Consider the following 24590-nt stretch of genomic DNA (forward strand, 5'->3'; position numbering starts at 1 on the left):
CAAGTGGAAATTTTCAAGGAATTCATCTTCGAAGCCGCACACCGGCTCCCTCACGTGCCCGCGGGCCACAAGTGCGGTCGCCTGCACGGTCACTCTTTCCGTGTGGCCATCTATATCGAAGGTGAGCCCGACCCTCATACCGGCTGGATCCGCGACTTCTCCGAGCTCAAGACCATTTTCAAGCCACTTTACGAACAGCTCGATCACAACTATCTCAACGAGATTCCTGGCCTGGAAAACCCCACCAGTGAAGTCCTCGCCAAATGGATCTGGCAACAACTCAAGCCTCTGCTCCCGGAGCTCTCCCGCATCCGCATCCATGAGACCTGCACCAGTGGCTGCGAGTATCGCGGCGACTGACCAGCCAGAATGAAAAAGGCCACCTTCGGGTGTAATGCTGTTCACATAAGAAGTAACGGGACTCGATCAGTCCCCTCGCCCCTTTGGGGAGAGGGTTAGAGAGAGGGGGGAAACGACTGTTTCGCAGGGATTTCAACCCTCTCCCCCAGCCCCTCTCCCATAAATGGGAGAGGGGAGCGAGTCATGCGCGCTTAAGTGAACAGCATTACACCTTCGGGTGGCCTTTTTCATGGGCGTGAGATGCTCCACAGGATCAGGCTCGCCCCCTTCGAATGGACATAGCGCCAGATCGCGGCAGGGCTACGCGATGCCTCGCAGGTAAATCGAGGGCCTCATCATTTTCCCGCGCGCAAAGACAAACCCCCGAACCGCAGTCGCGGATCGGGGGTTTGGGATAGGAGCTTGACGATGACCTACTCTCACATGGAGAAGCTCCACACTACCATCGGCGATGCGTCGTTTCACTGCTGAGTTCGGGATGGGATCAGGTGGTTCCAACGCTCTATAGTCGTCAAGCAATTCGGTTGGGGCATCGTCGGTGACGCTACCCCGAATCAGGTATGTGACAGTGGTTGGCTTTGCGGTTCTTGCGAACTTTCGGTCTATATCGACTTCACCAGTCGCACCCACAATCACCAGATTGTTTGGGTGTTATATGGTCAAGCCTCACGGGCAATTAGTATTGGTTAGCTCAACGCCTCACAGCGCTTACACACCCAACCTATCAACGTCGTAGTCTTCGACGGCCCTTTAGGGGATTCAAGATCCCAGTGAGATCTCATCTTGAGGCGAGTTTCCCGCTTAGATGCTTTCAGCGGTTATCTCTTCCGAACATAGCTACCCGGCAGTGCCACTGGCGTGACAACCGGAACACCAGAGGTTCGTCCACTCCGGTCCTCTCGTACTAGGAGCAGCCCCTCTCAAATCTCAAACGTCCACGGCAGATAGGGACCGAACTGTCTCACGACGTTCTAAACCCAGCTCGCGTACCACTTTAAATGGCGAACAGCCATACCCTTGGGACCGGCTTCAGCCCCAGGATGTGATGAGCCGACATCGAGGTGCCAAACACCGCCGTCGATATGAACTCTTGGGCGGTATCAGCCTGTTATCCCCGGAGTACCTTTTATCCGTTGAGCGATGGCCCTTCCATACAGAACCACCGGATCACTAAGACCTACTTTCGTACCTGCTCGACGTGTCTGTCTCGCAGTCAAGCGCGCTTTTGCCTTTATACTCTGCGACCGATTTCCGACCGGTCTGAGCGCACCTTCGTACTCCTCCGTTACTCTTTAGGAGGAGACCGCCCCAGTCAAACTGCCCACCATACACTGTCCTCGATCCGGATGACGGACCAGAGTTAGAACCTCAAGCATGCCAGGGTGGTATTTCAAGGATGGCTCCACGAGAACTGGCGTCCTCGCTTCAAAGCCTCCCACCTATCCTACACAAGCAGGCTCAAAGTCCAGTGCAAAGCTACAGTAAAGGTTCACGGGGTCTTTCCGTCTCAGCCGCGGATACACTGCATCTTCACAGCGATTTCAATTTCACTGAGTCTCGGGTGGAGACAGCGCCGCCATCGTTACGCCATTCGTGCAGGTCGGAACTTACCCGACAAGGAATTTCGCTACCTTAGGACCGTTATAGTTACGGCCGCCGTTTACCGGGGCTTCGATCAAGAGCTTCGCTTGCGCTAACCCCATCAATTAACCTTCCGGCACCGGGCAGGCGTCACACCCTATACGTCCACTTTCGTGTTTGCAGAGTGCTGTGTTTTTAATAAACAGTCGCAGCGGCCTGGTATCTTCGACCGGCATGGGCTTACGGAGCAAGTCCTTCACCCTCACCGGCGCACCTTCTCCCGAAGTTACGGTGCCATTTTGCCTAGTTCCTTCACCCGAGTTCTCTCAAGCGCCTTGGTATTCTCTACCCGACCACCTGTGTCGGTTTGGGGTACGGTTCCTAGTTACCTGAAGCTTAGAAGCTTTTCCTGGAAGCATGGCATCAACCACTTCGTGTTCTAAAAGAACACTCGTCATCAGTTCTCGGCCTTGAACACCCGGATTTGCCTAAGTGTTCGGCCTACCACCTTAAACTTGGACAACCAACGCCAAGCTGGCCTAGCCTTCTCCGTCCCTCCATCGCAGTAACTAGAAGTACGGGAATATTAACCCGTTTCCCATCGACTACGCATTTCTGCCTCGCCTTAGGGGCCGACTCACCCTGCGTCGATTAACGTTGCGCAGGAACCCTTGGTCTTTCGGCGTGGATGTTTTTCACACCCATTGTCGTTACTCATGTCAGCATTCGCACTTCTGATACCTCCAGCAAGCTTCTCAACTCACCTTCACAGGCTTACAGAACGCTCCTCTACCGCTCGTCTTACGACGAACCCGTAGCTTCGGTGTGTAGTTTGAGCCCCGTTACATCTTCCGCGCAGGCCGACTCGACTAGTGAGCTATTACGCTTTCTTTAAAGGATGGCTGCTTCTAAGCCAACCTCCTAGCTGTCTAAGCCTTCCCACATCGTTTCCCACTTAACTACAACTTTGGGACCTTAGCTGACGGTCTGGGTTGTTTCCTTTTCACGACGGACGTTAGCACCCGCCGTGTGTCTCCCACGCTGACACTTCCAGGTATTCGGAGTTTGCATCGGTTTGGTAAGTCGGGATGACCCCCTAGCCGAAACAGTGCTCTACCCCCTGGAGTGATACGTGAGGCGCTACCTAAATAGCTTTCGAGGAGAACCAGCTATCTCCGAGCTTGATTAGCCTTTCACTCCGATCCACAAGTCATCCGCTACCTTTTCAACGGGAGTCGGTTCGGTCCTCCAGTCAGTGTTACCTAACCTTCAACCTGCTCATGGATAGATCGCCCGGTTTCGGGTCTATACCCAGCGACTAAACGCCCTATTAAGACTCGCTTTCGCTACGCCTCCCCTATACGGTTAAGCTCGCCACTGAATATAAGTCGCTGACCCATTATACAAAAGGTACGCAGTCACCTAACAAAGTAGGCTCCCACTGCTTGTACGCATACGGTTTCAGGTTCTATTTCACTCCCCTCTCCGGGGTTCTTTTCGCCTTTCCCTCACGGTACTGGTTCACTATCGGTCAGTCAGTAGTATTTAGCCTTGGAGGATGGTCCCCCCATATTCAGACAAAGTTTCACGTGCTCCGTCCTACTCGATTTCACTTCCTGGACCCTTTCGCGTACGGGGCTATCACCCACTATGGCCGCACTTTCCAGAGCGTTCCGCTAAAATCCAAGAAGCTTAAGGGCTAGTCCCCGTTCGCTCGCCACTACTAAGGGAATCTCGGTTGATTTCTGTTCCTCAGGGTACTTAGATGTTTCAGTTCCCCTGGTTCGCCTCTTGCACCTATGGATTCAGTACAAGATACCTAGGTTATCCTAGGTGGGTTCCCCCATTCAGAGATCTCCGGATCAAAGTCTGTTTGCCGACTCCCCGAAGCTTATCGCAGGCTACCACGTCTTTCATCGCCTCTGACTGCCAAGGCATCCACCGTATGCGCTTCTTCACTTGACCATATAACCCCAAGCAATCTGCCTGCGATCATGGTGTGAAGACGACATTCGCCGAAAATTCGCGCTTGAACTCGCAAATTTTGCCTTGAGTTGCTGAGTGCAGTGAAACACTCAACAAGTCACTTCTATCACATACCCGAATTTTTAAAGAACAGTTCTGGCGCAAAGACCAGAAATCAACATTGAACTACCAATGTTCATTTCTGAGCTTTCAGCGATCTTGAGTTGATGGTGGAGCCAAGGAGGATCGAACTCCTGACCTCCTGCGTGCAAAGCAGGCGCTCTCCCAGCTGAGCTATGGCCCCTCTAGACTGGCCATCCCGACAATTGGTGGGTCTGGGCAGATTCGAACTGCCGACCTCACCCTTATCAGGGGTGCGCTCTAACCAACTGAGCTACAGACCCAATCGTCACTCTCGGGTCTCAACCCAATCGCTTTTCGCAAGTGAATCAAGCAATTCGTGTGGGAGCTTATGAAGAAGCTGATGTCTTCGATTAAGGAGGTGATCCAGCCGCAGGTTCCCCTACGGCTACCTTGTTACGACTTCACCCCAGTCATGAATCACTCCGTGGTAACCGTCCCCCTTGCGGTTAGACTAGCTACTTCTGGAGCAACCCACTCCCATGGTGTGACGGGCGGTGTGTACAAGGCCCGGGAACGTATTCACCGTGACATTCTGATTCACGATTACTAGCGATTCCGACTTCACGCAGTCGAGTTGCAGACTGCGATCCGGACTACGATCGGTTTTATGGGATTAGCTCCACCTCGCGGCTTGGCAACCCTTTGTACCGACCATTGTAGCACGTGTGTAGCCCTGGCCGTAAGGGCCATGATGACTTGACGTCATCCCCACCTTCCTCCGGTTTGTCACCGGCAGTCTCCTTAGAGTGCCCACCATAATGTGCTGGTAACTAAGGACAAGGGTTGCGCTCGTTACGGGACTTAACCCAACATCTCACGACACGAGCTGACGACAGCCATGCAGCACCTGTGTCTGAGTTCCCGAAGGCACCAATCCATCTCTGGAAAGTTCTCAGCATGTCAAGGCCAGGTAAGGTTCTTCGCGTTGCTTCGAATTAAACCACATGCTCCACCGCTTGTGCGGGCCCCCGTCAATTCATTTGAGTTTTAACCTTGCGGCCGTACTCCCCAGGCGGTCGACTTATCGCGTTAGCTGCGCCACTAAAGTCTCAAGGACCCCAACGGCTAGTCGACATCGTTTACGGCGTGGACTACCAGGGTATCTAATCCTGTTTGCTCCCCACGCTTTCGCACCTCAGTGTCAGTATCAGTCCAGGTGGTCGCCTTCGCCACTGGTGTTCCTTCCTATATCTACGCATTTCACCGCTACACAGGAAATTCCACCACCCTCTACCATACTCTAGCTCAGTAGTTTTGGAGGCAGTTCCCAGGTTGAGCCCGGGGATTTCACCTTCAACTTGCTGAACCACCTACGCGCGCTTTACGCCCAGTAATTCCGATTAACGCTTGCACCCTTCGTATTACCGCGGCTGCTGGCACGAAGTTAGCCGGTGCTTATTCTGTTGGTAACGTCAAAACAGCAAGGTATTAACCTACTGCCCTTCCTCCCAACTTAAAGTGCTTTACAATCCGAAGACCTTCTTCACACACGCGGCATGGCTGGATCAGGCTTTCGCCCATTGTCCAATATTCCCCACTGCTGCCTCCCGTAGGAGTCTGGACCGTGTCTCAGTTCCAGTGTGACTGATCATCCTCTCAGACCAGTTACGGATCGTCGCCTTGGTGAGCCATTACCCCACCAACTAGCTAATCCGACCTAGGCTCATCTGATAGCGCGAGGTCCGAAGATCCCCCGCTTTCTCCCGTAGGACGTATGCGGTATTAGCTCGAGTTTCCCCGAGTTATCCCCCACTACCAGGCAGATTCCTAGGCATTACTCACCCGTCCGCCGCTCGCCGGCATCCCGAAGGACCCGCTGCCGCTCGACTTGCATGTGTTAGGCCTGCCGCCAGCGTTCAATCTGAGCCATGATCAAACTCTTCAGTTCAATACTGCTTGGGTTTTGAGAAAACCCTAAACTTGGCTCAGCAATCGCAAATAAACTCTCGAATTCACGAGTGTTACTTGTGATGCTGATAATCAGTTGACTATCAGTCTTACCTCACAAGCACCCACACGAATTGCTTGATTCAGTTGTTAAAGAGCATTTCGATCAAGTCTTTCGTCTCAACCGAGGCCGCGCATTCTACAGCAGCCTTTCTTACTGTCAAGCTGTTTTTCGAAAATTTCTTTTCTACTCAACCGCTTGCGCTTCCGATCCGATTCACTCTTCTCGTCAGCGGGAGGCGCATTCTACAGCGCTCAAACTCGCTGTCAACACCTCGATGATCACTTCGTTTCAGCCTTGCGGGAGAGCGAAGTGGCACGCGTCAATGTCGCCTGCCGATCACCACCCCTTCACTTCGATTCAGCTAAGTGCTTGATTTTCAAGCTCTTTCTCTGATTCGTCGCTGGGAGTGGTGCGCATTATAGGGATGCAGAATTTGCCGTCAACACTTATTTGAAACTTTTTCGTCATCCCGCCTGCGCCAGGGCGTTCTCCTTACTTATAGAGAGCAGCAGCACCCCTGGGCCGACGGCCTGACGCAACGCCGAACGACGAGAAGCAAAACGCGGAAGGTCCGTCACCAAGACGAACCCTCCGCGCAAGAGACACGCTAGTGCTGCAACCAGGCCTCGGCTTCGGCGGTCTGCTGCGACTCGAAGGCCTTGATCGTCAGCCCGGGAATCAACGCTCCTTCCACCTCGCTGACTTTCCTCACCCACGGCTTGTCGGCGACTACCGCCATGCGATCGAACCGGCGCACCACCTTGAACAGTTGAGGAATCTGCGAGACCTCGACGGCCATGGCGCCCAATGTCGGCATTTGGAATTCGCCGACCCGATAGAGCATCCGGCCATGGGCGATTCCTTCGGTCTGCTGAGCCAGCTGGGCAATAACTGCTCGCATCTCGTTGCTATCGAGCTTGCCGGAGAAACTGACATCGACCCGATTCTCACCACTACGCATTACCTGGAACATGGCGATACCTCCATGCAAGTGTGCCCTTTCACGATACGCCGCCCGCGGGAAACGACAAGATGCCGCGCCGGCAGTGCGCGTCGATCAACCCGCTGCCTTGTGCAAATCCCCCTACTCAGGCGGCGGCAACGCCACCTCGGTCAGCGGATAGGGCATTACCGTATTGGGGTAGGCCTTGCGCAATCGCCCCGCCAGTTCCACTTGCTGATGGCCCTGCAGGCGAATCAGCTGCGGCCGCTCCGGGTCGTTGCCGAAGAAGTCTTCCCAGTGGCCGATCAGCAGCAGTCGAGGCTTGAGCACCTTCAGCAAAGCATCCGGGTATTGCGCCACCTGGTCGGTGGAGGCGGCACAGATGATCGCCGCATCTACGCCCTTGCCATCCTGCAGGATGGGTGGAAAACCATAGGGCGGGTTGCTGGCCGAGTCCTGGTAATGGATGCGGTAAACCGGCTCACCCTGCTCATCCAGCAGGTCCACCAGCCAGGCCAGGGTCGTGCCCTCGCGCCAGGCGCGGACGTAGGTTGGCAAGTCGTCCAGGTCGGCGCCGTAGCTGCCCGGCAGGAGATCGATGCCGGCGAAGTGCGGCGCGTGCTGACTCTCGATGGCCATGAAGCGAAAGTGGCCTGCCCGTTCCCACTTCTCCTGGGGATTCACCTGGGGGCAGGCGCGGCTACCGCACATCACCGGCACCATCTTCCGCTCCATGTCCACGAACCTGGGTGCCGGCTTGGCCCCCGCCAGGATGTGACCGGCGGTGGTAGAACCGTAGGCGGTGGCCTTGGGCGCATGCCGCTGGATGATCCACGGCACATCCATCAGATGGTCGTAGTGCGCATGGCCTATCAGCACTGCAGTGGTGTTGGCTGACTCCGGCATATAGCGGTCGATCCGCGACTGATTGGCGGAAACGAAGACCGGCGGAAAGGCCGGATTACTAAAAGACGGCGCGAATAGCAGGGACTCCCCCTTCCAGTGCAACAGCCAGCCGCCAACACCCAGGTAGGTGATCTTCGGCTCCAGAAGCCCGGACACCCGCGTCGTGGGCTCACTCCCGGTGAGATCCTTGGCGCAGCCCCCTAAACACAGCAGCACAAGCAGTACGACGATGCGCATGATTCCTCCTGTCCTTGAGACCCGCGAAGGCTATCGCATCGCGCGATGGGTATACGCCCAGCCAAAGGTGTGCCTGCATAGCCGTCCGGCCGAAATGTCGCCTTTGTGGGGGCGATTTCAATCGCCAAACAACCTGCGAGGCTGCGCTTCAAAGCATCAGGTCAACACCCCCGGAAGTGATCAACCAATCGGCCGCCCAATGCACCGCTCGAAAATGCGGACCAGCGCGACGTAGTCGCAGACCACAGCGTCGACATTGGCCCCCAGCCACTCACCCTCCTCCACCGGCCACCAACTGATCTCGTAGCCGGCATTGACGATGATGTGCTCGAACAGGATGCGCTGGGCACGGCCATTGCCGTCGCGGAAGGGGTGAATCATGTTCAGGTCGCCGTAGAGCTCGGCGGCCGCGCTGATCAGCTCGCCGCGCCCCAGCCCCTCCAGCCAGTTGGCCGCCGCCACGGTAGCGAAGAGTTTCTCAGCCTCGGGTTCGACGCGGCTCTCGATGCAGAAGTGGGTGTCTCCCCTTGAGATATCCAGAGTGCGCAATTCGCCAGCCCAATCGTAGATATCCCCGAACAGCTGGCGGTGGATGCGCTGGAGTGCGGGCAAACCATAAGGAGGAGGTGCGAATTCGATTTCGCTGGCGGCGATTTCAGAGAGGCTGCGCTCGGCATCATTGAGCGCCTTGTCATCGGCAAGGCCGAGGCGATTGCGAAGAACCGTGGTGCCGGGATAGCAGTACGGGTCCTGGCCGGTTCCGTGCTTGTCGACCATCAGTCCTGTCCGGCGCGGTAGGCACTCAGCACGGCTTCACGGGAAGGCAACTTGCGCTCGGCATCGGCCGGCGTCACCTCAAAGCCTTCCAGCCGCAAGCTGGCCGCGTAATTGGATCGACGCACCTTGGCGTAATAGGCCTTCTTGTCCTGCAGGGATGGGGTTGGCATAAGCGGCCCTCTCTGGTCGGGTACGCGCCAGTATAGCGAATGGGGGGTTACGCCAGCCGAATGACAGCGACCAGCGCACCTAGTCCTCGTAGCGGCTCGTATCGTCACGGTCGCGCTCGTAATGCCTCGCGAGCGGGAACGCCGGCAGCCAGGACTCGCGGCGGACAGTCCAGAGCTCGTAGGTGGGCATCAATTGGTCCGGGGCATCCAGGGTGCCCAGGTTCACCTCGACTTCGTCTCCCATGCGGCCGAATACGGATGAACCGCAGCGGGGACAGAAAAAACGCCCGGCGTAATCGCGCGTTTCGCCTTCGATGGTCACTGCCGCCTGGGGGAATACTGCCGATGCGTGAAAAAGCGCCCCGTGATGCTTGCGACAATCCAGGCAGTGACAAAGGCCGACCCGGTACGGACGTCCGGACGCCACTATCCGCACATCGCCACACAGGCAACCGCCGGTGAATCGATCCATGCTGCGTCTCCTCTGCAATCACAGTGAATGGCGACTACGCCCCGATGCGACGACTCAGTCCCGCCGTCCCGGCCATTTCCACCATGCGCCGCCGATGAAAACCAGCGGCAGGAACAGCAGATAAAGGCGTTCGGAAAATACCTGCGCAACCAGGAAAACCGCCCCGGCCACGATCAGCGCCACCAGCAGCGCCTTGGCATTCGGGCTACGCATCACGCGGCGTCTCCTCTTCGCCTCATCGAGGTTCAGAGTACGCCGGCTGTTGCCGAGCGCAACGTGCAGCGCGTCGCTTGGCGCGCGCCCTAGCGAGCACGGATGGCGGACCGTAGATCCGTCCATCCTGCCGGCACTTATCACGGCGGCAATCATGATTGGCGAGAAGACGGCAGATCTGATCGCGGGCAACACGCCAGGACAAGGCGGGTTGTCCGCCGGAGATGGGTTCCATGCCCAGTGAGAAGCGACCGCGGAATCCGCTATCTGTTTAACTCGTACGCGCACATATTGACAGTCGTCGCCAGGTTCAGGGACTCGATGGCGCCACAGCCGGGAATCGTAAAGGGCTGGGCATTCAGCGCGATCAGTTGCTCGCGGGGCACGCCGCGAGCTTCGTTACCGAACAGGTAGCAGTCGAATTCCTTGAAGCTGGCGGACTGCACACGCTCGCCCTGCATATCCAGGCAGGCGATGCGCTCAAAGCGCGTGCGCAACGAATTCAGCTCCACATCCAGCTCCATGGGCGCATGGAAAATGGCGCCCATGCTGGCGCGCACGACTTTGGGGTTGTACGGATCGACGCTGCCAGGACTGAGCAGGCAGCGAAAATTACCGAACCAGGCCAAGGTTCGCAGAATGGTGCCGAGATTACCCGGGTCCTGGATTTCATGCAGGTAAACGGCGCGCTCGCTTTTTGCAGGTGCAGCAGCCGGCACTTCAGCAGCCGGCATGGGCACCAGCGCAATGATGCCCTGCGGTGTCTTGGTGTCGGCGATGTGCGCCATCTGGCGGTCGCTGATCACGTGGGTTTCAAAGGGGCTCTGCCAGTGCTCGTACGCGCCGGTCACATACAGCTGACTGCGCAGAAGCTGCGGACTCTGCTGGGCCGCCTTCTGCAGCTCCAGCAACAGATGCTCGCCCTCCACCAGAAAATGCCCGAACTCAGCCCGGTACTTTTTCTGGTGGAGCTTTTTAATGTCATCGAATTTCATCAATGCGGCGCTCAGTGGGTCTGCACGTCGGTCTTTTCGATTTCAGACAGAATCGACTTGGCCAAGGCTTCGGCGACCTTGATGCCATCCACCCCCGCCGACAGGATGCCCCCCGCATAACCGGCGCCCTCACCGGCCGGATACAGGCCGCGCAGGTTCAGGCTCTGCAGCGTCTCGTGGTCGCGGGTGATGCGCACCGGAGAGGAGGTGCGGGTTTCGATGCCGGTGAGCACCGCGTCAGCGCGATCGAAACCGCGAATCTGCTTGCCGAAGGCCGGCAGGGCCTCGCGAATGGCCTCGATTGCGTAGTCCGGCAGCGAAGGCGCGAGATCGCCCAGGCGCACGCCGGGTTTGTAGGAGGGTTCCACCTCGCCGAACTCAGTCGACGGCACACCGCGAATGAAGTCGCCCACCAGTTGCGCGGGCGCGCAGTAATCGTTGCCGCCCAGCTCATAGGCGCGGGACTCCAGGCGTTCCTGAAACTCCACCCCGGCCAGCGGCCCGCCCGGGAAGTCCTGCTCCGGGTTGATGCCGACGACTATGCCGGCGTTTGCATTGCGTTCGTTGCGCGAGTACTGGCTCATGCCGTTGGTAACGACGCGCTCCGGCTCGGACGTGGCCGCCACCACAGTGCCGCCGGGGCACATGCAGAAGCTGTAGACGGCGCGGCCATTCTTCGCGTGATGCACCAGTTTGTAGTCGGCGGCGCCGAGTTCCGGATGGCCGGCGTACTTGCCCAGGCGCGCCTCGTCGATCATGCCTTGCGGGTGTTCGATGCGGAAACCGACGGCAAAGGGCTTGGCCTCGATGAACACGCCCTGCCGGTGCAACATGCGGAAGGTATCGCGGGAGCTGTGGCCCAGCGCCAGGACGACATGGCGACTGCGGATCGTCTCGCCGCTGGCCAGCACCACCCCCTCCAGCTGGCCGTCGTTGATCACCAGGTCGGTCACCTTGCTTTCGAAACGCACCTCGCCGCCGAGGGCGATGATCTCCTCGCGCATGGTGGACACCACGCCGGTAAGGCGGAAGGTCCCGATGTGCGGCTTGCTCACGTACATGATTTCTTCCGGGGCGCCGGCGCGAACGAACTCGTGCATGACCTTGCGGGCGTAGAACTTGGGGTCCTTGATCTGGCTGTAGAGCTTGCCGTCCGAGAACAGGCCGGCACCGCCCTCGCCGAACTGCACGTTGGATTCCGGGGTCAGGACCTTTTTGCGCCATAGCGCCCAGGTGTCCTTGGTGCGGCGGCGCACGTCCTTGCCGCGCTCCAGCACGATGGGTTTGAAGCCCATCTGCGCCAGCACCAGCGCCGCGAACAGGCCGCAGGGGCCAAAGCCCACCACCAGCGGTCGCTCGCTCAGGTCGGCCGGCGCCTGCCCTACCGGGTAGTAGTTGGTGTCCGGGGCCGGGCGGATGTTGTGGTCATCGGCCAGTCGCGCCAGAATCGCCGCCTCGTCGCGGGCCTCCAGATCGATGATGTAGATGAACAGAATGACGCTGTTTTTCTTGCGGGCATCGTAGCTGCGCTTGAAAACGGTGAAGTTCAGCAGATCGGCGTCGCTGATACCCAGGCGTTTGACGATGGCCTTGCGCAATTCATCGGCGGAATGATCGAGGGGCAGAGACAGTTCGTTGATGCGAATCATGGCGGTAATCCTGGCCGGTGAATCCGGCAAAGGAAGCAACAGAGAGAAGGGATAAGGCGCGAATTGTACCCGCCGCCGCCCGCCCCTGTCAGGTCCGGCCTCGCGCCGTGCGGGTCGGCGCCGTGCCGCCCCCGCCGATTTAACCTGCGCCGCATTATCGGCTTATAATTGCCGCCGCTTTGCGTCCAACAGCTTCCCTTCTGTTGCATTCATTAGCCCGCTCTTCATATTGATTTTCCGTAGTTGGCTCTCTCATGAAACGAACCAAAAGCAGCCGCCGCTGGCTGGATGAACACGTCAACGATCCTTACGTAAAGAAGGCTCAGAAGGATGGGTATCGCTCCCGCGCCAGCTACAAGCTGATCGAGCTGAATGACAAGGACAAGCTGATTCGCCCCGGCATGCTGGTCATGGATCTGGGCTCCGCGCCCGGCGGCTGGTCGCAGGTGGCCGGACGTATCGTCGGCGAGAACGGGCGGGTGCTGGCCAGCGACATTCTGCCGATGGACCCGTTGGACAACGTCGACTTCATTCAGGGCGACTTTACCGACGACGCCGTGTTCGCCCAGATTCTCGACATGCTCGATGGCAGGCAGCCCGACCTGATCATCTCCGACATCGCCCCCAACATCAGCGGCGTCGCTGCGGCCGACCAGGCCTCCTCGATGTACCTGGTCGAACTCGTCCTCGACATGGTCCGGCAGGTGCTCAAGCCCAATGGCAATTTCCTGGTCAAGGTCTTCCAGGGCGAAGGCTCTGACGAATTCCTGAAGGACGTTCGCACCTCGTTCGAAAAGGTGGTGGTCCGCAAACCAGAAGCGTCACGGCCACGGTCGAGGGAGGTCTATCTGGTGGGCAAGGGGTTCAAAGGCTAAGGCATCCCGCGCTGCTGAAGGGCCAATTCACCCCATGGGAAGCCCATCGGCAGGCTGAGTTCGGCCCCGCTCACTCCAGTCGAATCTCCAGAACTTCCTCCCCGGCATCGTCCAGCTCTCCGATAGAAACCGTATGAACGAACGGCGGCATCGGTGGAACACCCGAAAAACAGCCTCCGGAAGCCCGGCGGGGGGACAGCTTTGCGGAATGTTCGGGTGCTCAATTGGTAACGCTACCTTTGCCTGAAGAGCATCGCGCCAGGACGGCCAACAGGCCCTCCCGGCCCACCCCGTTCCCCTACTTGAACAACAGCCCCAGGTGCTCGTTCAGATAAAAGCCCTCGGGATCGAGCTGGCGACGCAGCGTGCGGAAGTCATTCGCGCGGGGATAGATGGCGGTGACGTCTTCCCCGGTCAGGAAATGCATCTTGCCCCAGTGCGGCCGGGCGCCATAGGAACGCAGGATCAGGTCGACTGCACGCAGGTAGTCCCAATAGTCCGTCCCCGGCTCGCCGGAAACGGAAATGGTGACGCTGTCCTGTTCGAAGAACGGGCTTATCCAGGCGCCATCGCCCGCCGTGAAGCGGTACTCGATCGGGTAAATCGCTTCCGGGAAGTCCTCCAGCATGAGTTTGCGCACGGCCCTCAGCGCTTCCTTGCCATGGGTGATCGGCACGGCGTACTCCAGCTCATGGAAATTCGGGATGTACTCGATCGGATACACGTCCGAGCTGTAGGCCACCTTCTCGAACTCGCCCTCATACAACGGACGGTCGGTGATATCCATGACCTTCACTTCGCACACATCCGTGGTGCGGCCGGTTTTCGACGTGGCGGCGGTATCGGGCAGGCAGTAGCAGTGGCGGCTCTGCTCGTAGGGGCACCAGAAGAAGCTGAAGTGGCGATGCTTCTGCGCCAGCTCATCGTGCTTCTCCATGAGGCTTTCGAAGTCTTCGCGCCAGATGCGTTCGTGCAGATTGAAGCTGTCCGTCACCTGCAGCGTGATCTCGGAAATCGCCCCCAGCACGCCGAGCGAAACGCGCCCGGCGAGGAGCAAGTCCGGCGTGCTTTCGTCCACCACGATGATCTCGCCGTTCGGTTGGACGAGCTTCATACCCACGATGGACGACGCCATGTTGCCCAGCGTAATGCCGGTTCCGTGGGTCCCCGTGGTCAAGGCACCAGCAAGGGCCTGGCTGTCGATGTCGCCCTGGTTGATCATCGACAACCCTTCGGCCTTGAGCACGCGAACCAGCTCATTGATGGTGGTACCGGCGGCGGCGGTGACGCGGCGTTTGCCGTGGTCGATGTGGCGCACCCCCGTCATGTTGGCGAGCGTCAGGTGCAGGCCGTTGGTGAGTGCGACTGGCGTGAACGAGTGCCCGGAGCCAGCCACCCGTACGTTCAGCCCTTTGCGGGTCGCATCGCGGATCATGGAACACAGCTCATCCTCGCTGGCCGGTGCGCCACGGGCCGCGCGAACGCACGACTGGTTGCCGACCCAGTTGCGCCAATGCGCGTGCTCGATGCCGAACTCGTTGATGTGCATGTTGTTCGAAGAAGTGCTCATTGTTGTTCTCCCACTTTCTGCGACTTGATCAGGGCTGTCGTTATGAAGGGTTTTAATCCGATGCCCCGCAGGATGAACAACAGCCGCTCGAACCACCATATGTCCATGGATATAGGACGCGGCCCCTCGGTGTAGCGCGCGCCGCCCCCCCCTTGAGAACCGCAGGATTCGGGCGCGTATACCCGGCGACATATGGACACTGAATCGGCCCCTCCCTAGCGTGAAAACGGTCGAATCCATTCACAACAAGGGAGACAACCCATGGGACGACTGCACAACAAGGTGGCGCTGATCACCGGAGGCGCCGGGGGCTGCGGGCTGGCCGCCTCGGAGCTCTTCGCACGGGAAGGCGCCAAGGTCGCCATCCTCGACTTGCCCAGCAGCGACGGCGCGGCAGTGGCCGCGCGCATCAATGCCGCTGGCGGCAGTGCCTGCTTCCTGCCGGCGGACGTGTCCGTCGCCGAACAGGTCAACCACGCGGTGGCCCAGGCCGAGGACCGTTTCGGGCCGATCCGGGTGTTGATGAACCATGCCGGCACCATTCATGCCGCGCCCTTCCTGGAGACCCGCGAGAGCGATTGGGAGCGGCTGATGAACATCAACGTCAAGAGCATGTTCCTGGTGACCCAGGCCGTGCTGCCGAAAATGATCGAGGCTGGCGGTGGCAGCATCATCTGCACCTCGTCCATCTCCGGCGTGGTCGGCACGCCAATGGAGGTCCTGTACTGCACCACCAAGGGGGCCTGCCACATGTTCGCGCGCGCCATTTCGGTGGAATTCCGCGACCGCAACATTCGCAGCAATGCCATCTGCCCGGGCTTTATCGGCACCGCCCACGGCCGGCGCGAACTCGACCTGCTGCGCGAATTCGGCGCGGAAGTCTCCGACGAGGCCCTGCGCGCCATGCAGGGCCGCCTCTGCGACCCGAGCGAGGTGGCCGCGGCAGCGCTGTTCCTGGCCAGTGATGACGCCAGCTTCGTCAACGGTGCACACCTGTTCGTCGACAACGCCTACACCGCCGCCTGACCTTCGGGCCCGCGACGGGCCCGCATTCCAACAACAACGAACGCTCCGCCAGCATTGCTTCTGCCACACGACAACAACCTACAAAGACGAGGCAGCTATGGAACACATCGGTACGTACGTCATCTACCTGATCATGGCGTGCGCCGTGATCGGCGCCATCGCCTCCCTGCTCGACGCCGAGTCGGAGCTGGGCAAGGAGTTCACCGCCGGCCTGCACAGCATCGGCCCGATCTTCATCCCCGTGGCCGGCACCATGGCCGCCATCCCGTTCATCTCCCAGTTCATCAGCCACGGCATCGCCCCGCTGTTTACCGCGCTGGGCGCCGACCCCGCCATTGCCGGCCCCATCTTCATCGCCTCGGACATGGGCGGCTACCAACTCGCCCACGCCCTGGCCCACGACCCCGAAGGCTGGATTCTCGGGCTGATCACCGGCTTCCAATCCGGTTCGAACCTCATCTTCGTCATCCCCGTGGGCCTGGCCATGCTCCACAAGGCCGACCACAAATTCATGGCGCTGGGCATCATGGCGGGCCTGCTGAGCATCCCCCTCAGCATTATCATCATCGCCATGGCCATGCAGCTGCTGGGCCTGGGCGTGCGCCCGGACATCGCCACCACGGGCGCGGCCACCCAGGCGCTGCACTTCACCCTACCGATGCTGCTGCGCAACCTGCTGCCGCTGATCCTCTTCTGCATCGCGCTGGCCGCTGCCCTGCGCTACGCCCCCGGCCTGATGGTGCGCGCCTTCCTGGCCCTGGGGCGCCTCATGTATGCGGCGGTGACGCTGATCCTGGTCGCATCCATCGTCGAATACTTCACCGGTGCCTTCACCCATACCTTTGGCAGTTGGGGCTTCGCGCCCATCATCGCTGACAAGGAGGACCAGTTCCGCGCGCTGGAAATCGCCGGTTACGTCGGCATCATGCTCTGCGGGGCCTTCCCGATGGTCTGCCTGATCAAGCGCTACCTCTCCCGCCCCCTCGAACGGGTGGCCGTCCGCCTGGGTATGACGCCGGTCGGCGCGGCCGGCCTTCTCGCCGCTTCGGCGAACATCCTGGCGATGTTCCGCCTGGTCGCCGACATGCCGCCCAAGGACAAGGTGCTGGTAATCGCCTTCGCGGTGTGCGCGGCCTTCACCTTTGGCGACCACATGGCCTTCTCCGCCAACTTCCAACCCACCTTGATCCTGCCCCTGATCATTGGAAAACTGAGCGGCGGGCTGATAGGCATGGCGATTGCCTACTGGCTGGCAGTGCCCCAGGCACTGCAGATCGGCCGCGAAGCGTTACCACGCGACTCGATGCGCGTGTCGGCCGGTCTGTCCTGAATCGTGCGGCGCCCGCCCCTTGCGGGTTGGCGCCGTGACGCACCCGAATCATGACGAACAGCGCGGTCCAGCATGAACAATCAGGAAGCGAGCAAGGTAGCGGGCGTTATCGCCGCCGTGGGCACCGGCAACCTGGGGCAGCGCCTCTGCACCCTGCTGGAAAGTGATATCCGCTTCGACATGAGCTGCGCCTACCTCTTCCGCTTCGACCAGCCCGCCGTGCTGCTCCACGACGGCTACAAAGGCATGGTGCCGGCGAAGACCCTGAGCGCCTACCTGCGTGGCGGCTACCTGCTCGACCCCTTCTACGTCGCCTGCATGAACCAGCACCCGGCAGGCCTCTGGCGCATGAGCGAGCTGGCGCCGGACAGCTTCTTTTCCTCGGGCTTCGCCATCTCGCCCGACCTGCATCCCTGCGTGTCATCCACCCACGGCAGCCTGGTGGAAGAGCTGGGCTACATCGTCCCGCTGCAGCCGCATACCGCCATCGTCTTCTCGCTGATGAAGGCGCAGAACCACGGTCCCTTCGCGGACGGGGAAGTCCGCCGCCTGCAGACGCTGACGCCGGTGGTGAGCGCGGCATTCGAGGCGCACTGGCGACTGCGGCCGGAGGAGTCCGCCGAGGCTGCGGACAAACCCCGCAGCCAGCTCGAAAGCGCCTTCGTGGACATCCTCCAGGGCCAACTGACCGACGCCCAGCGCTACATCGCCAAGCTCCTCCTCCAGGGCCACAGCAACGCCTCCATCGCCCACCTGCTGGGCATCTCCGAAGGCACGGTGAAGGTTCACAAGCACAACATCTACCAGCGCCTGCAGATCTCCAGTAACTCCGACCTGTTCCGGCTGTTCATCGAGTACATTTCGCAGGCGGGGCGATAGGGGTTCGCCAGCGGAAGCCCGCTTCTGCAATAGGAAAGATAAGCGCGCCGCCGGTAGCGGTCGCTGTGGCAAGACTTACGAGCTGAGCCGCGCGATGTTGTCGTCAATGCGTGTCTGTATCGTGCGCAAGGTGTCAGGGGTGATGCCATTGGGGAACTGGCGCTTGGCACTGGCAGCGAAGCCGCTGGCTACGTGGCAGATCCGCTCGATGATGTCGGCGGTGTCCCTGGCCGAGAGATCCGCCTCCTCCATAGCGAGCCTGAGCAGATGCTTGCGCGTGATGCCAAACGCCTCGCCCATCACGTCCATCTGGTGGTATCCACCCGGCCCTTCGCAGAAGGTCACGTCGTAAGCCGGGGCCAGCTTCCATTGGCCGCTCGGCGACATGAGGTAGGCGAAGTTCTTGGGGTGGTCGTCGCGGTTGTTGAACACTACGTTGAACACGATTCGCTCGAAGGCAACCGCTTTCTCCCGCACGTCGTTGCAGCAGAACTGGGTCGCCCGTAGGAAATTGGTGTAATCCAGCGCGCCGGCTGCACGGAAGTCCGCGCCGGTAAAAGCCGCGAGGCTTTGCATGGGGACACGCATGCCCTTTTGCCGGTCGAAGCGGCGGGTGGCGAAGGCAGCCTGTCCATTCGGCAACTCGAAGTGTTCGGTGTCCGCGGTGTCGATGGCACATTCGCGCAGGCAGTGTGCATAGACAGCTTCGACGGCGCATACCTCGGGGTGCTCTCGCGCCGCCGGGAACTTGATCAACCAGGCTTCCAGGCCAGGTGCCGCCGCTGTGCTGAAGCGGCCGAACTCAGGATCGCGATAGAGCAACGCCTTTGGCCGCGCGCCGTGCGGCGAGCCGCCCATTTGCAGCAGTTGCAGCAGGAACTCCCCGCCCTCACCATCGAGCACGCGCTGAACCTCTGCGGCCAGTTGCTCAAGGGGAATCTCTTCGGGCGATGTGGACAGCTCAGACGCCACGGGCTCGAACGACATCGCCCCCATGGCATGGGGACCGATGTAGGCCAGACGTTCCAAGGGGCCAATGTGCGCAGGGTTGAGACCACGGCGCTTGAACAGGCGATCCATCAGCAGCATGCCCCAGCCGTCGGGCAGCGAGTCATAGACCGGCCCCGGCAACCATAGCTGATGATCGGGAAAATCCTTGCGCAGCCTTGGCCCCTTCAGGGGCAGGCGCAGGGCCGACAGCTCCAGCCCCCGAGCCAGTGCCTCTTCGCTGTACTCAAAGGCAATCAGCGGGCGCCCGGTAAGCGCGGTCGAGGAGACGAGCGAACCCCAGCGCCAATGCTCCCCCCAACCGTCGTAGTAGACGTCGACTTGCTTAGCCAATGTCGGATTTCCTTTTGACACGCTGACGCTGAGCACCTTGCTCATAACGAAGGATGTCGTCCAGGGAGTCCAACTGCGGCATGAACAACTGCTCCAGCTCGTTGAGACGCCCCAGGACCATGGCCACGCGAACCACACTGTCAAATGCCACACTGCGCCCCGCCTCCAGATTGGACAGCGTGCCAACCCCGATGCCGGCGCGGGCGGCCACCTCGGCCTGCGTCATCTGCTGGGCCAGACGCTCCTGGCGCAGGCGCGCGCAAAGCAGCTTGACCACCTCACCCGGCTTGATAAGGCTTAAATTCATCATATTGAGCATTAAACCCAAGGATCGCACTTAACATTCGGAATTATAGAGTTATACAGCACCCATGGCGCAACCGCATAACCTCACAAATTCGAGTCTTATCCGCAGATTAGGCCAAATAACGAGCGAAATATTGGATTTAACCTGCACGTGTTCGGACCGATAGGGAATCCGTCAGCGGAGACGAGAGCCTGCAATAGGGATTGAAACAACCCGCTCCCGATACCCGTTTGAGCCTGCGCTCGCTTGGTCACGATCCTCCGACCTGTTCCGGCTGTTCATCGAGTACATTTCGCGGGCTGGCAGGTAGGGGCAGCGCCGGTTGCTGTCATCGCAGTGCAGGTCATTCCGCGCGCATACCGAACCTTACCCTGGCACAACCAGCTTTCGGGCTGCAGCCGCCAGGAGGGCCCGGGAGTAGAGCGTGTGAAAGCCGAGCAACGCCCTGAACTGCCACCCCATGCGACCAGACGCGCTGCCCGAAGCCCGGCCAGGTACGACGGCGGAGCCGAAATACAACTGCGTCGCGCCACCGCCTGATGGAGTGGGGGCCACCATCAGCCAGGATCGCGTTTGGCCAGCAGCCAGCACGATTTGATCAGGCGCGCGACGCTCAACGGACCAGGCAGCGAAACGGCTCGAGCTCCCCTCTGCAAGCGCTCGCGCTTCGGCATCGGTAGAGGGGCGAGACAGGAAATTGGCCAGTAGCCAGCGCTCAACTTTGAAGAGGCGGGTCGTGTAGAACGCTGCCACGAACTCGCCGTGTGTCACCGGCCGGCCCAGTTCAGCGACGTAACAGTCCGTGTATGCGCCGCGCTCAACGTAGGGCCCCAAGAGGGAACAGGCGGGCAAGGTGCACGCGCGCACAGCTGGCATGGATACTCCTGATTTGTTCAGCATTCGGTATGAGCGAGCGTTGGGCCGCCCCGAGTGAGCCTAGCGCGTGATACCAGCACTGATTGCCCGGTGCGCCACGTGTCTCCTGCCCGGCAGCCGCACTACCCGAGTCGGAACTCCAGAATCTCGTCGCCGATCTCGTCCAATTCCCCAGTGGAGACCCAGCCCAGGTGCCGATAGAAGCCGTATGAGCGAACGGCGGCATCGGCCGAGCAGCCGAGAAAGAGCCGCTGGAATCCTGCCGCCCTGAAGTCATCCACCACCCGCTGCAGCAGCGCCCGGCCAATCCCCTGCCCTTCGAACTCGGGCAGCAGCGCCAGCACCACGATCTCCCCGGTATCCCTATCGCCGAAGCAGTAGCCGATCATTTGATCGTCCACACAGCAGACATAGCCGGGGGAACTGCCGTCGCGGATGCCTTCGCTCCAGGTATCGACGGTAATGCCCAAGGCTCTCAGCTCCTCTTCGGAGAACGCGTTTTCCCGGGTTCGGGCGCGTATGTCGATGCAGGTTGGCGCATCGGTGGGGACGGCTTTGCGGAATGTTCGAGTGCTCATTGGGTAGAACTCCTTTTCTTTGAATGGGTTCGAGTGGTTCAACCTGTTCGTACACCGGCTAGCCGCCACTCGCTGCCTGGCGCGCTTCGCTCGGCGTACAGCCGAAGCGCGCCTTGAAGCTGCGGGCGAAGTGTGCCTGGCTGGCAAAGCCGTGGCGATAGGCGACCTCACTGATATCCAGCCCGCTGGCCTGCGGGCTACTAAGCAGACGGTGCGCCTGCTCCAGGCGCGTCTCGCTGATATAGGAGCGAGCTTGCTCGCGAACCGCCCACGTTTATCAAGCTAGTCAGGTGCAGGCAGGTCTTTACCGAACAGTGACCAGATGGATAATGGCCAGCTGCCATAACTCTTGATAGGCGATTTCCCTTTTTTACGACGGCTACGGCATCGCCGATTCGTTAGCGCAAGGAAGCCTGGACAGGTCTCGATTCAAGCAAATGGAGTCACCCATGACACAGCAGGAACTGCCCCTCCCCTCCACCCGCTCCAGCAAGATCACGTCGCTGGTCGCACGCATCATGACCGGCCTGGGAGCGCTCCTGGGCATCATGTGGGCACTGATTACCTATGCCGTGCCCGATCCGAGTGTGTTCGGCTTCAGTTTCATCAACTGGAAGAACGTGGTCCTTTTCGTCAGTACCTTCACCTTCCTGGGAGCGATATCAGTCAGTTGGCAGATTCGCAATCTCCACGCAATGCTGCGCGGTTCCATGCAGGTGCTTCTGATTACTGGCCTTTCCTGGGTTCTACCCCGTTAGCACGGACACTTTCGAGTAAGCTCACGTCGAGCTAAAGGAGTGTTCATGTCCAAGCGCAAGAAATACAGCCCCGAATTCAAGCGGGAAGCCATCGAGCTGGTTCGTCGTTCAGGGGCGAGCTGCCGACAGGTGGCCCTGGAGATTGGTGTTGCTCCCAACCTGCTCACACGCTGGGTTCGGGAGGCACAACCAAGCGCAGAGAAAGCCTTCCCTGGAACGGGAAGTCCGCGGGATGAGGAGCTTGCCCGCCTCAAGCGCGAGTTGGCCCGAGTAACCAAGGAACGTGATTTTTTAAGAGACGCGGCAGCGTACTTTGCCAAGGAGTCATCGAGCGGTACACGGTGATCCAGCGCTGCCGCAACGAGTACCCGGTACGACTGATGTGCCGTTGTCTGAAGGTTTCTGCCAGTGGCTATTACGCCTGGCAGGATCGCGAGCCAAGCCCACGTGCTCAAGAGAATGCGCGCCTGGTGAGGCGTATTCGGGAGATCCACGAGGACAGCCGTGGAGTGATCGGAGCGCCACGGATGCACGAGGATCTGCTCGACGAGGGCGAAATCGTCAGCCTGAACCGCGTTGCTCGCCTGATGGCCGCTGAGCGCATTCAAGGCTGGCCCCGCCGTAAGAGACGTGGCTTTGGAAGAGTCGCCAGCGGCCGTCCAGCAGGCGTGAAAAACCTGCTGGAGCGCGATTTCACCGTGCAGGAACCGGAGCGCAAGTGGGTCACGGATATCACGGAGATAGCCACACTGGAAGGCAAGCTCTTCCTATGCGTGGTGCTCGACCTGTACAGCAAGTTGGTGATCGGTTGGTCGATGCATCACCGTCAGGATCGGCAGATGGTGATTCGAGCGGTGGAGATGGCGATCTGGCAGCGCCAAGGTGACTGGTCGGTGATCCTACATTCGGATCGCGGTAGCCAATTCACCAGTGCTGACTACCAGCGCTTTCTGAATCGCAACACGCTGGTCTGCAGCATGAGTGCCGTCGGGCATTGCGGCGACAACGCTGCCTGTGAAGGCTTCTTCGGTCAGCTCAAACGGGAGCGCGTTGCCCATCAATCGTATCGAACTCGTGATGAAGCTCGGGCGGATTTATTCGACTACATCGAGCGGTTTCATAACCCACGAATGCGTCGTAGAGTCGCCCGGCAAGATCTGAAGTTTTCAGCCCTTTTCAAACCGTCCGTGGAAATGGGGTAGAACCCATAACCCACGAATGCGTCGTAGAGTCGCCCGGCAAGATTTGAAGTTTTCAGCCCTTTTCAAACCGTCCGTGGAAATGGGGTAGAACCCGATCGACTCGCCCCACTACCAGGCCTATATGGAGAAGGCTCCCCTCTTTCTGAAAGGCAAGGAAGAGCTGGAGCGCCTACGCGCTTTCATCAAAAAGCACATCCGGTGCGGCGACTCGAAGCAGGTGCTGTATCAGTTGGCAAACGGGAGAATCCGTCCATCCAAGGCGCTTGCCGATTCATTGAAAGGTCTATTGGCTGCTCAACCGGAGTTCGTGCTGATCGATGACCAGAAAGAGGTCTACGAGTCGGCGATAGCAGCTGCCAAGTCAGCATCCGAACAGAAGCCAAGGGTTCTGATCATTGAAGGCGGCCCTGGTACAGGCAAGACGGTGCTGGCGATCAACCTGCTCGTGCATCTCACGTCGCTCGGTCTGGTGGGCAAGTACGTTTCCAAGAACGCCGCACCGCGCAAGGTTTACGAATCAAAGCTGGTCGGCGCAATCACTCGTAGCCGCTTCTCGCACATGTTCACCGGTTCGGGCTCTTTCATTGATACCGAGCTGAACACGTTCGACATGCTGATAGTCGACGAGGCCCACCGCCTGAATGAAAAGAGCGGCCTTTACGGAAACCTGGGCGAGAACCAGATCAAGGAACTGATCGATGCATCCAAGTGCACGATCTTCTTCATCGACGAAGACCAGCGCGTCACGCTTAGCGATATTGGCAGCAAGCAATCCATCAGGGAGTTCGCGGAAGCCAAAGGCGCCATAGTCGAGGAATTCAACCTGGCATCGCAGTTCCGTTGCAGTGGCTCAGACGGCTACCTGGCCTGGCTGGATGACGTGCTGAACATCCGCTCCACCGCCAACAAGCAGCTCAGCGGCATCAAGTATGAGTTCAAGGTGTTCGATACGCCCGAGGCGCTGCATGCAGCCATCGACGCGAAGAACAGCGCCAACAAGGCACGCGTAGTCGCCGGTTACTGCTGGCCCTGGAGAAGCAAAAAGGATCCTACCGAGCACGACATAGTCATCGGCAAGAACTATCGCCGACAATGGAATCTCGACCAGGACGGAAGCCTCTGGATCATCGCCGACAATTCCATTGAGCAGGTGGGTTGCATTCATACCTGCCAAGGGCTGGAAGTGGATTACATCGGCGTGATCATCGGCCCTGACCTGCTCGTGAGGAACGGCCAGGTCATCACTGCGCCGGATCAGCGCGACAAACACGACAAGTCGATTCGTGGGTACAAGAAATTGATGAAGGTGCATCCGGACCTGGCCAAGCAGGAGACGGACCTGATCATCAAGAACACGTACCGGACGCTTATGACGCGCGGGATGAAGGGGTGTTATGTGTTCTGCACGGATGGGGAGACGGCGGAATATTTCAGGGAGCGGCTCGGGTAACTCCTCCGCACCGAGAAATGCGGCCGCTATTGCGC

General features: G+C 59.6%; 19 protein-coding genes, 2 tRNA genes, 3 rRNA genes and 2 pseudogenes. 8 read left to right on the forward strand and 18 right to left on the reverse strand.

Translation table 11 applies throughout. The features are described 5' to 3' along the window. Window positions 1-3 precede the first annotated feature (3 nt). On the forward strand, window positions 4-360 hold the full coding sequence (gene queD / locus PJW05_RS16535) for a 6-carboxytetrahydropterin synthase QueD (protein ID WP_271412241.1): 357 nt from the start codon (window positions 4-6) through the stop codon (window positions 358-360). A gap of 400 nt (window positions 361-760) precedes the next feature. On the opposite strand, the gene rrf is transcribed toward queD, so the two are convergent. The 13 genes from rrf to PJW05_RS16600 form a co-directional block, all read right to left on the reverse strand. After that, window positions 761-876: ribosomal RNA gene (gene rrf / locus PJW05_RS16540) — 5S ribosomal RNA — on the reverse strand. A gap of 139 nt (window positions 877-1015) precedes the next feature. Next, window positions 1016-3906, reverse strand: a 23S ribosomal RNA gene (locus PJW05_RS16545). Between the two features lie 228 nt (window positions 3907-4134). Further along, window positions 4135-4210, reverse strand: a tRNA-Ala gene (locus PJW05_RS16550). 23 nt (window positions 4211-4233) lie between these two features. Further along, window positions 4234-4310 (reverse strand) — tRNA-Ile (locus PJW05_RS16555). A gap of 91 nt (window positions 4311-4401) precedes the next feature. Next, window positions 4402-5938: ribosomal RNA gene (locus tag PJW05_RS16560) — 16S ribosomal RNA — on the reverse strand. The 16S, 23S and 5S rRNA genes sit together here with 2 tRNA genes alongside, the layout of an rRNA operon. A 670-nt stretch (window positions 5939-6608) precedes the next feature. Then, the gene (locus PJW05_RS16565) at window positions 6609-6974 is read right to left on the reverse strand and encodes an STAS/SEC14 domain-containing protein (protein WP_271408084.1); all 366 of its coding nucleotides are present in this window, start codon (window positions 6972-6974) and stop codon (window positions 6609-6611) included. 111 nt (window positions 6975-7085) lie between these two features. Next, window positions 7086-8087: an MBL fold metallo-hydrolase gene (locus tag PJW05_RS16570; RefSeq protein WP_271408085.1), complete on the reverse strand. Its 1002-nt coding sequence runs from the start codon at window positions 8085-8087 to the stop codon at window positions 7086-7088. A 180-nt stretch (window positions 8088-8267) separates the two neighbouring features. Further along, window positions 8268-8864 (reverse strand): putative adenosine monophosphate-protein transferase Fic, encoded by a 597-nt coding sequence (locus tag PJW05_RS16575; protein ID WP_271408086.1) that lies wholly within the window; start codon window positions 8862-8864, stop codon window positions 8268-8270. Then, window positions 8864-9034, reverse strand: coding sequence for a YhfG family protein (locus PJW05_RS16580; RefSeq protein ID WP_271408087.1), 171 nt, complete (start codon window positions 9032-9034; stop codon window positions 8864-8866). Before PJW05_RS16580 ends, PJW05_RS16575 begins: the two co-directional genes overlap by 1 nt. A gap of 79 nt (window positions 9035-9113) precedes the next feature. Continuing rightward, window positions 9114-9506 (reverse strand): GFA family protein, encoded by a 393-nt coding sequence (locus PJW05_RS16585; RefSeq protein ID WP_271408088.1) that lies wholly within the window; start codon window positions 9504-9506, stop codon window positions 9114-9116. A 54-nt stretch (window positions 9507-9560) separates the two neighbouring features. Next, entirely contained in the window at window positions 9561-9719 is a 159-nt protein-coding gene (locus tag PJW05_RS16590; protein ID WP_271408089.1) for a hypothetical protein, read from the reverse strand. Between the two features lie 263 nt (window positions 9720-9982). Then, the gene (locus PJW05_RS16595; protein ID WP_271408090.1) at window positions 9983-10714 is read right to left on the reverse strand and encodes a TrmH family RNA methyltransferase; all 732 of its coding nucleotides are present in this window, start codon (window positions 10712-10714) and stop codon (window positions 9983-9985) included. Window positions 10715-10725: 11 nt separating this feature from the next. Next, entirely contained in the window at window positions 10726-12363 is a 1638-nt protein-coding gene (locus PJW05_RS16600; RefSeq protein ID WP_271408091.1) for an NAD(P)/FAD-dependent oxidoreductase, read from the reverse strand. A 254-nt stretch (window positions 12364-12617) separates the two neighbouring features. Between PJW05_RS16600 and rlmE the strand changes: the two genes are divergently transcribed. Continuing rightward, window positions 12618-13238, forward strand: a complete 621-nt coding sequence (gene rlmE / locus PJW05_RS16605; RefSeq protein ID WP_271408092.1) for a 23S rRNA (uridine(2552)-2'-O)-methyltransferase RlmE — start codon at window positions 12618-12620, stop codon at window positions 13236-13238. A 298-nt stretch (window positions 13239-13536) separates the two neighbouring features. On the opposite strand, the gene PJW05_RS16610 is transcribed toward rlmE, so the two are convergent. Then, entirely contained in the window at window positions 13537-14808 is a 1272-nt protein-coding gene (locus tag PJW05_RS16610; protein WP_271408093.1) for a D-arabinono-1,4-lactone oxidase, read from the reverse strand. Between the two features lie 261 nt (window positions 14809-15069). On the opposite strand from PJW05_RS16610, the gene PJW05_RS16615 reads away from it, so the two are divergent. From PJW05_RS16615 to PJW05_RS16625, 3 genes are all read left to right on the forward strand, one after another. Beyond that, a complete protein-coding gene (locus tag PJW05_RS16615) occupies window positions 15070-15834 on the forward strand; it encodes an SDR family NAD(P)-dependent oxidoreductase (RefSeq protein WP_271408094.1) in 765 nt (254 codons plus the stop codon). A gap of 97 nt (window positions 15835-15931) precedes the next feature. Further along, window positions 15932-17164: an ethanolamine utilization protein EutH gene (eutH, locus tag PJW05_RS16620; RefSeq protein ID WP_271408095.1), complete on the forward strand. Its 1233-nt coding sequence runs from the start codon at window positions 15932-15934 to the stop codon at window positions 17162-17164. Between the two features lie 72 nt (window positions 17165-17236). Continuing rightward, window positions 17237-18043, forward strand: a complete 807-nt coding sequence (locus PJW05_RS16625; RefSeq protein WP_271408096.1) for a LuxR family transcriptional regulator — start codon at window positions 17237-17239, stop codon at window positions 18041-18043. Between the two features lie 75 nt (window positions 18044-18118). On the opposite strand, the gene PJW05_RS16630 is transcribed toward PJW05_RS16625, so the two are convergent. From PJW05_RS16630 to PJW05_RS16645, 4 genes and pseudogenes are all read right to left on the reverse strand, one after another. Next, entirely contained in the window at window positions 18119-19384 is a 1266-nt protein-coding gene (locus PJW05_RS16630) for a type II toxin-antitoxin system HipA family toxin (RefSeq protein ID WP_271408097.1), read from the reverse strand. Beyond that, on the reverse strand, window positions 19377-19694 hold the full coding sequence (locus PJW05_RS16635) for a helix-turn-helix domain-containing protein (RefSeq protein WP_271412242.1): 318 nt from the start codon (window positions 19692-19694) through the stop codon (window positions 19377-19379). Before PJW05_RS16635 ends, PJW05_RS16630 begins: the two co-directional genes overlap by 8 nt. A gap of 995 nt (window positions 19695-20689) precedes the next feature. After that, on the reverse strand, window positions 20690-21145 hold the full coding sequence (locus PJW05_RS16640; protein WP_271408098.1) for a GNAT family N-acetyltransferase: 456 nt from the start codon (window positions 21143-21145) through the stop codon (window positions 20690-20692). Window positions 21146-21203: 58 nt separating this feature from the next. After that, window positions 21204-21389 (reverse strand): annotated as a pseudogene (locus tag PJW05_RS16645) (helix-turn-helix transcriptional regulator); the annotation flags it as partial. Window positions 21390-21594: 205 nt separating this feature from the next. Between PJW05_RS16645 and PJW05_RS16650 the strand changes: the two are divergent. The 3 genes and pseudogenes from PJW05_RS16650 to PJW05_RS16660 all read left to right on the forward strand — a co-directional run. Beyond that, window positions 21595-21903, forward strand: coding sequence for a hypothetical protein (locus PJW05_RS16650; RefSeq protein ID WP_271408099.1), 309 nt, complete (start codon window positions 21595-21597; stop codon window positions 21901-21903). 45 nt (window positions 21904-21948) lie between these two features. Next, window positions 21949-23105 (forward strand): IS3 family transposase gene (locus PJW05_RS16655; protein ID WP_271408054.1). Its coding sequence is split into 2 segments (ribosomal slippage): window positions 21949-22198 and window positions 22198-23105, totalling 1158 coding nucleotides; the frame shifts between segments, so codons are not numbered across the junction. 94 nt (window positions 23106-23199) lie between these two features. Beyond that, window positions 23200-24555 (forward strand): annotated as a pseudogene (locus tag PJW05_RS16660) (DUF2075 domain-containing protein); the annotation flags it as partial. Window positions 24556-24590: the final 35 nt, after the last annotated feature.

This window comes from Pseudomonas sp. Q1-7, from assembly GCF_028010285.1.
Classification (GTDB): domain Bacteria; phylum Pseudomonadota; class Gammaproteobacteria; order Pseudomonadales; family Pseudomonadaceae; genus Metapseudomonas.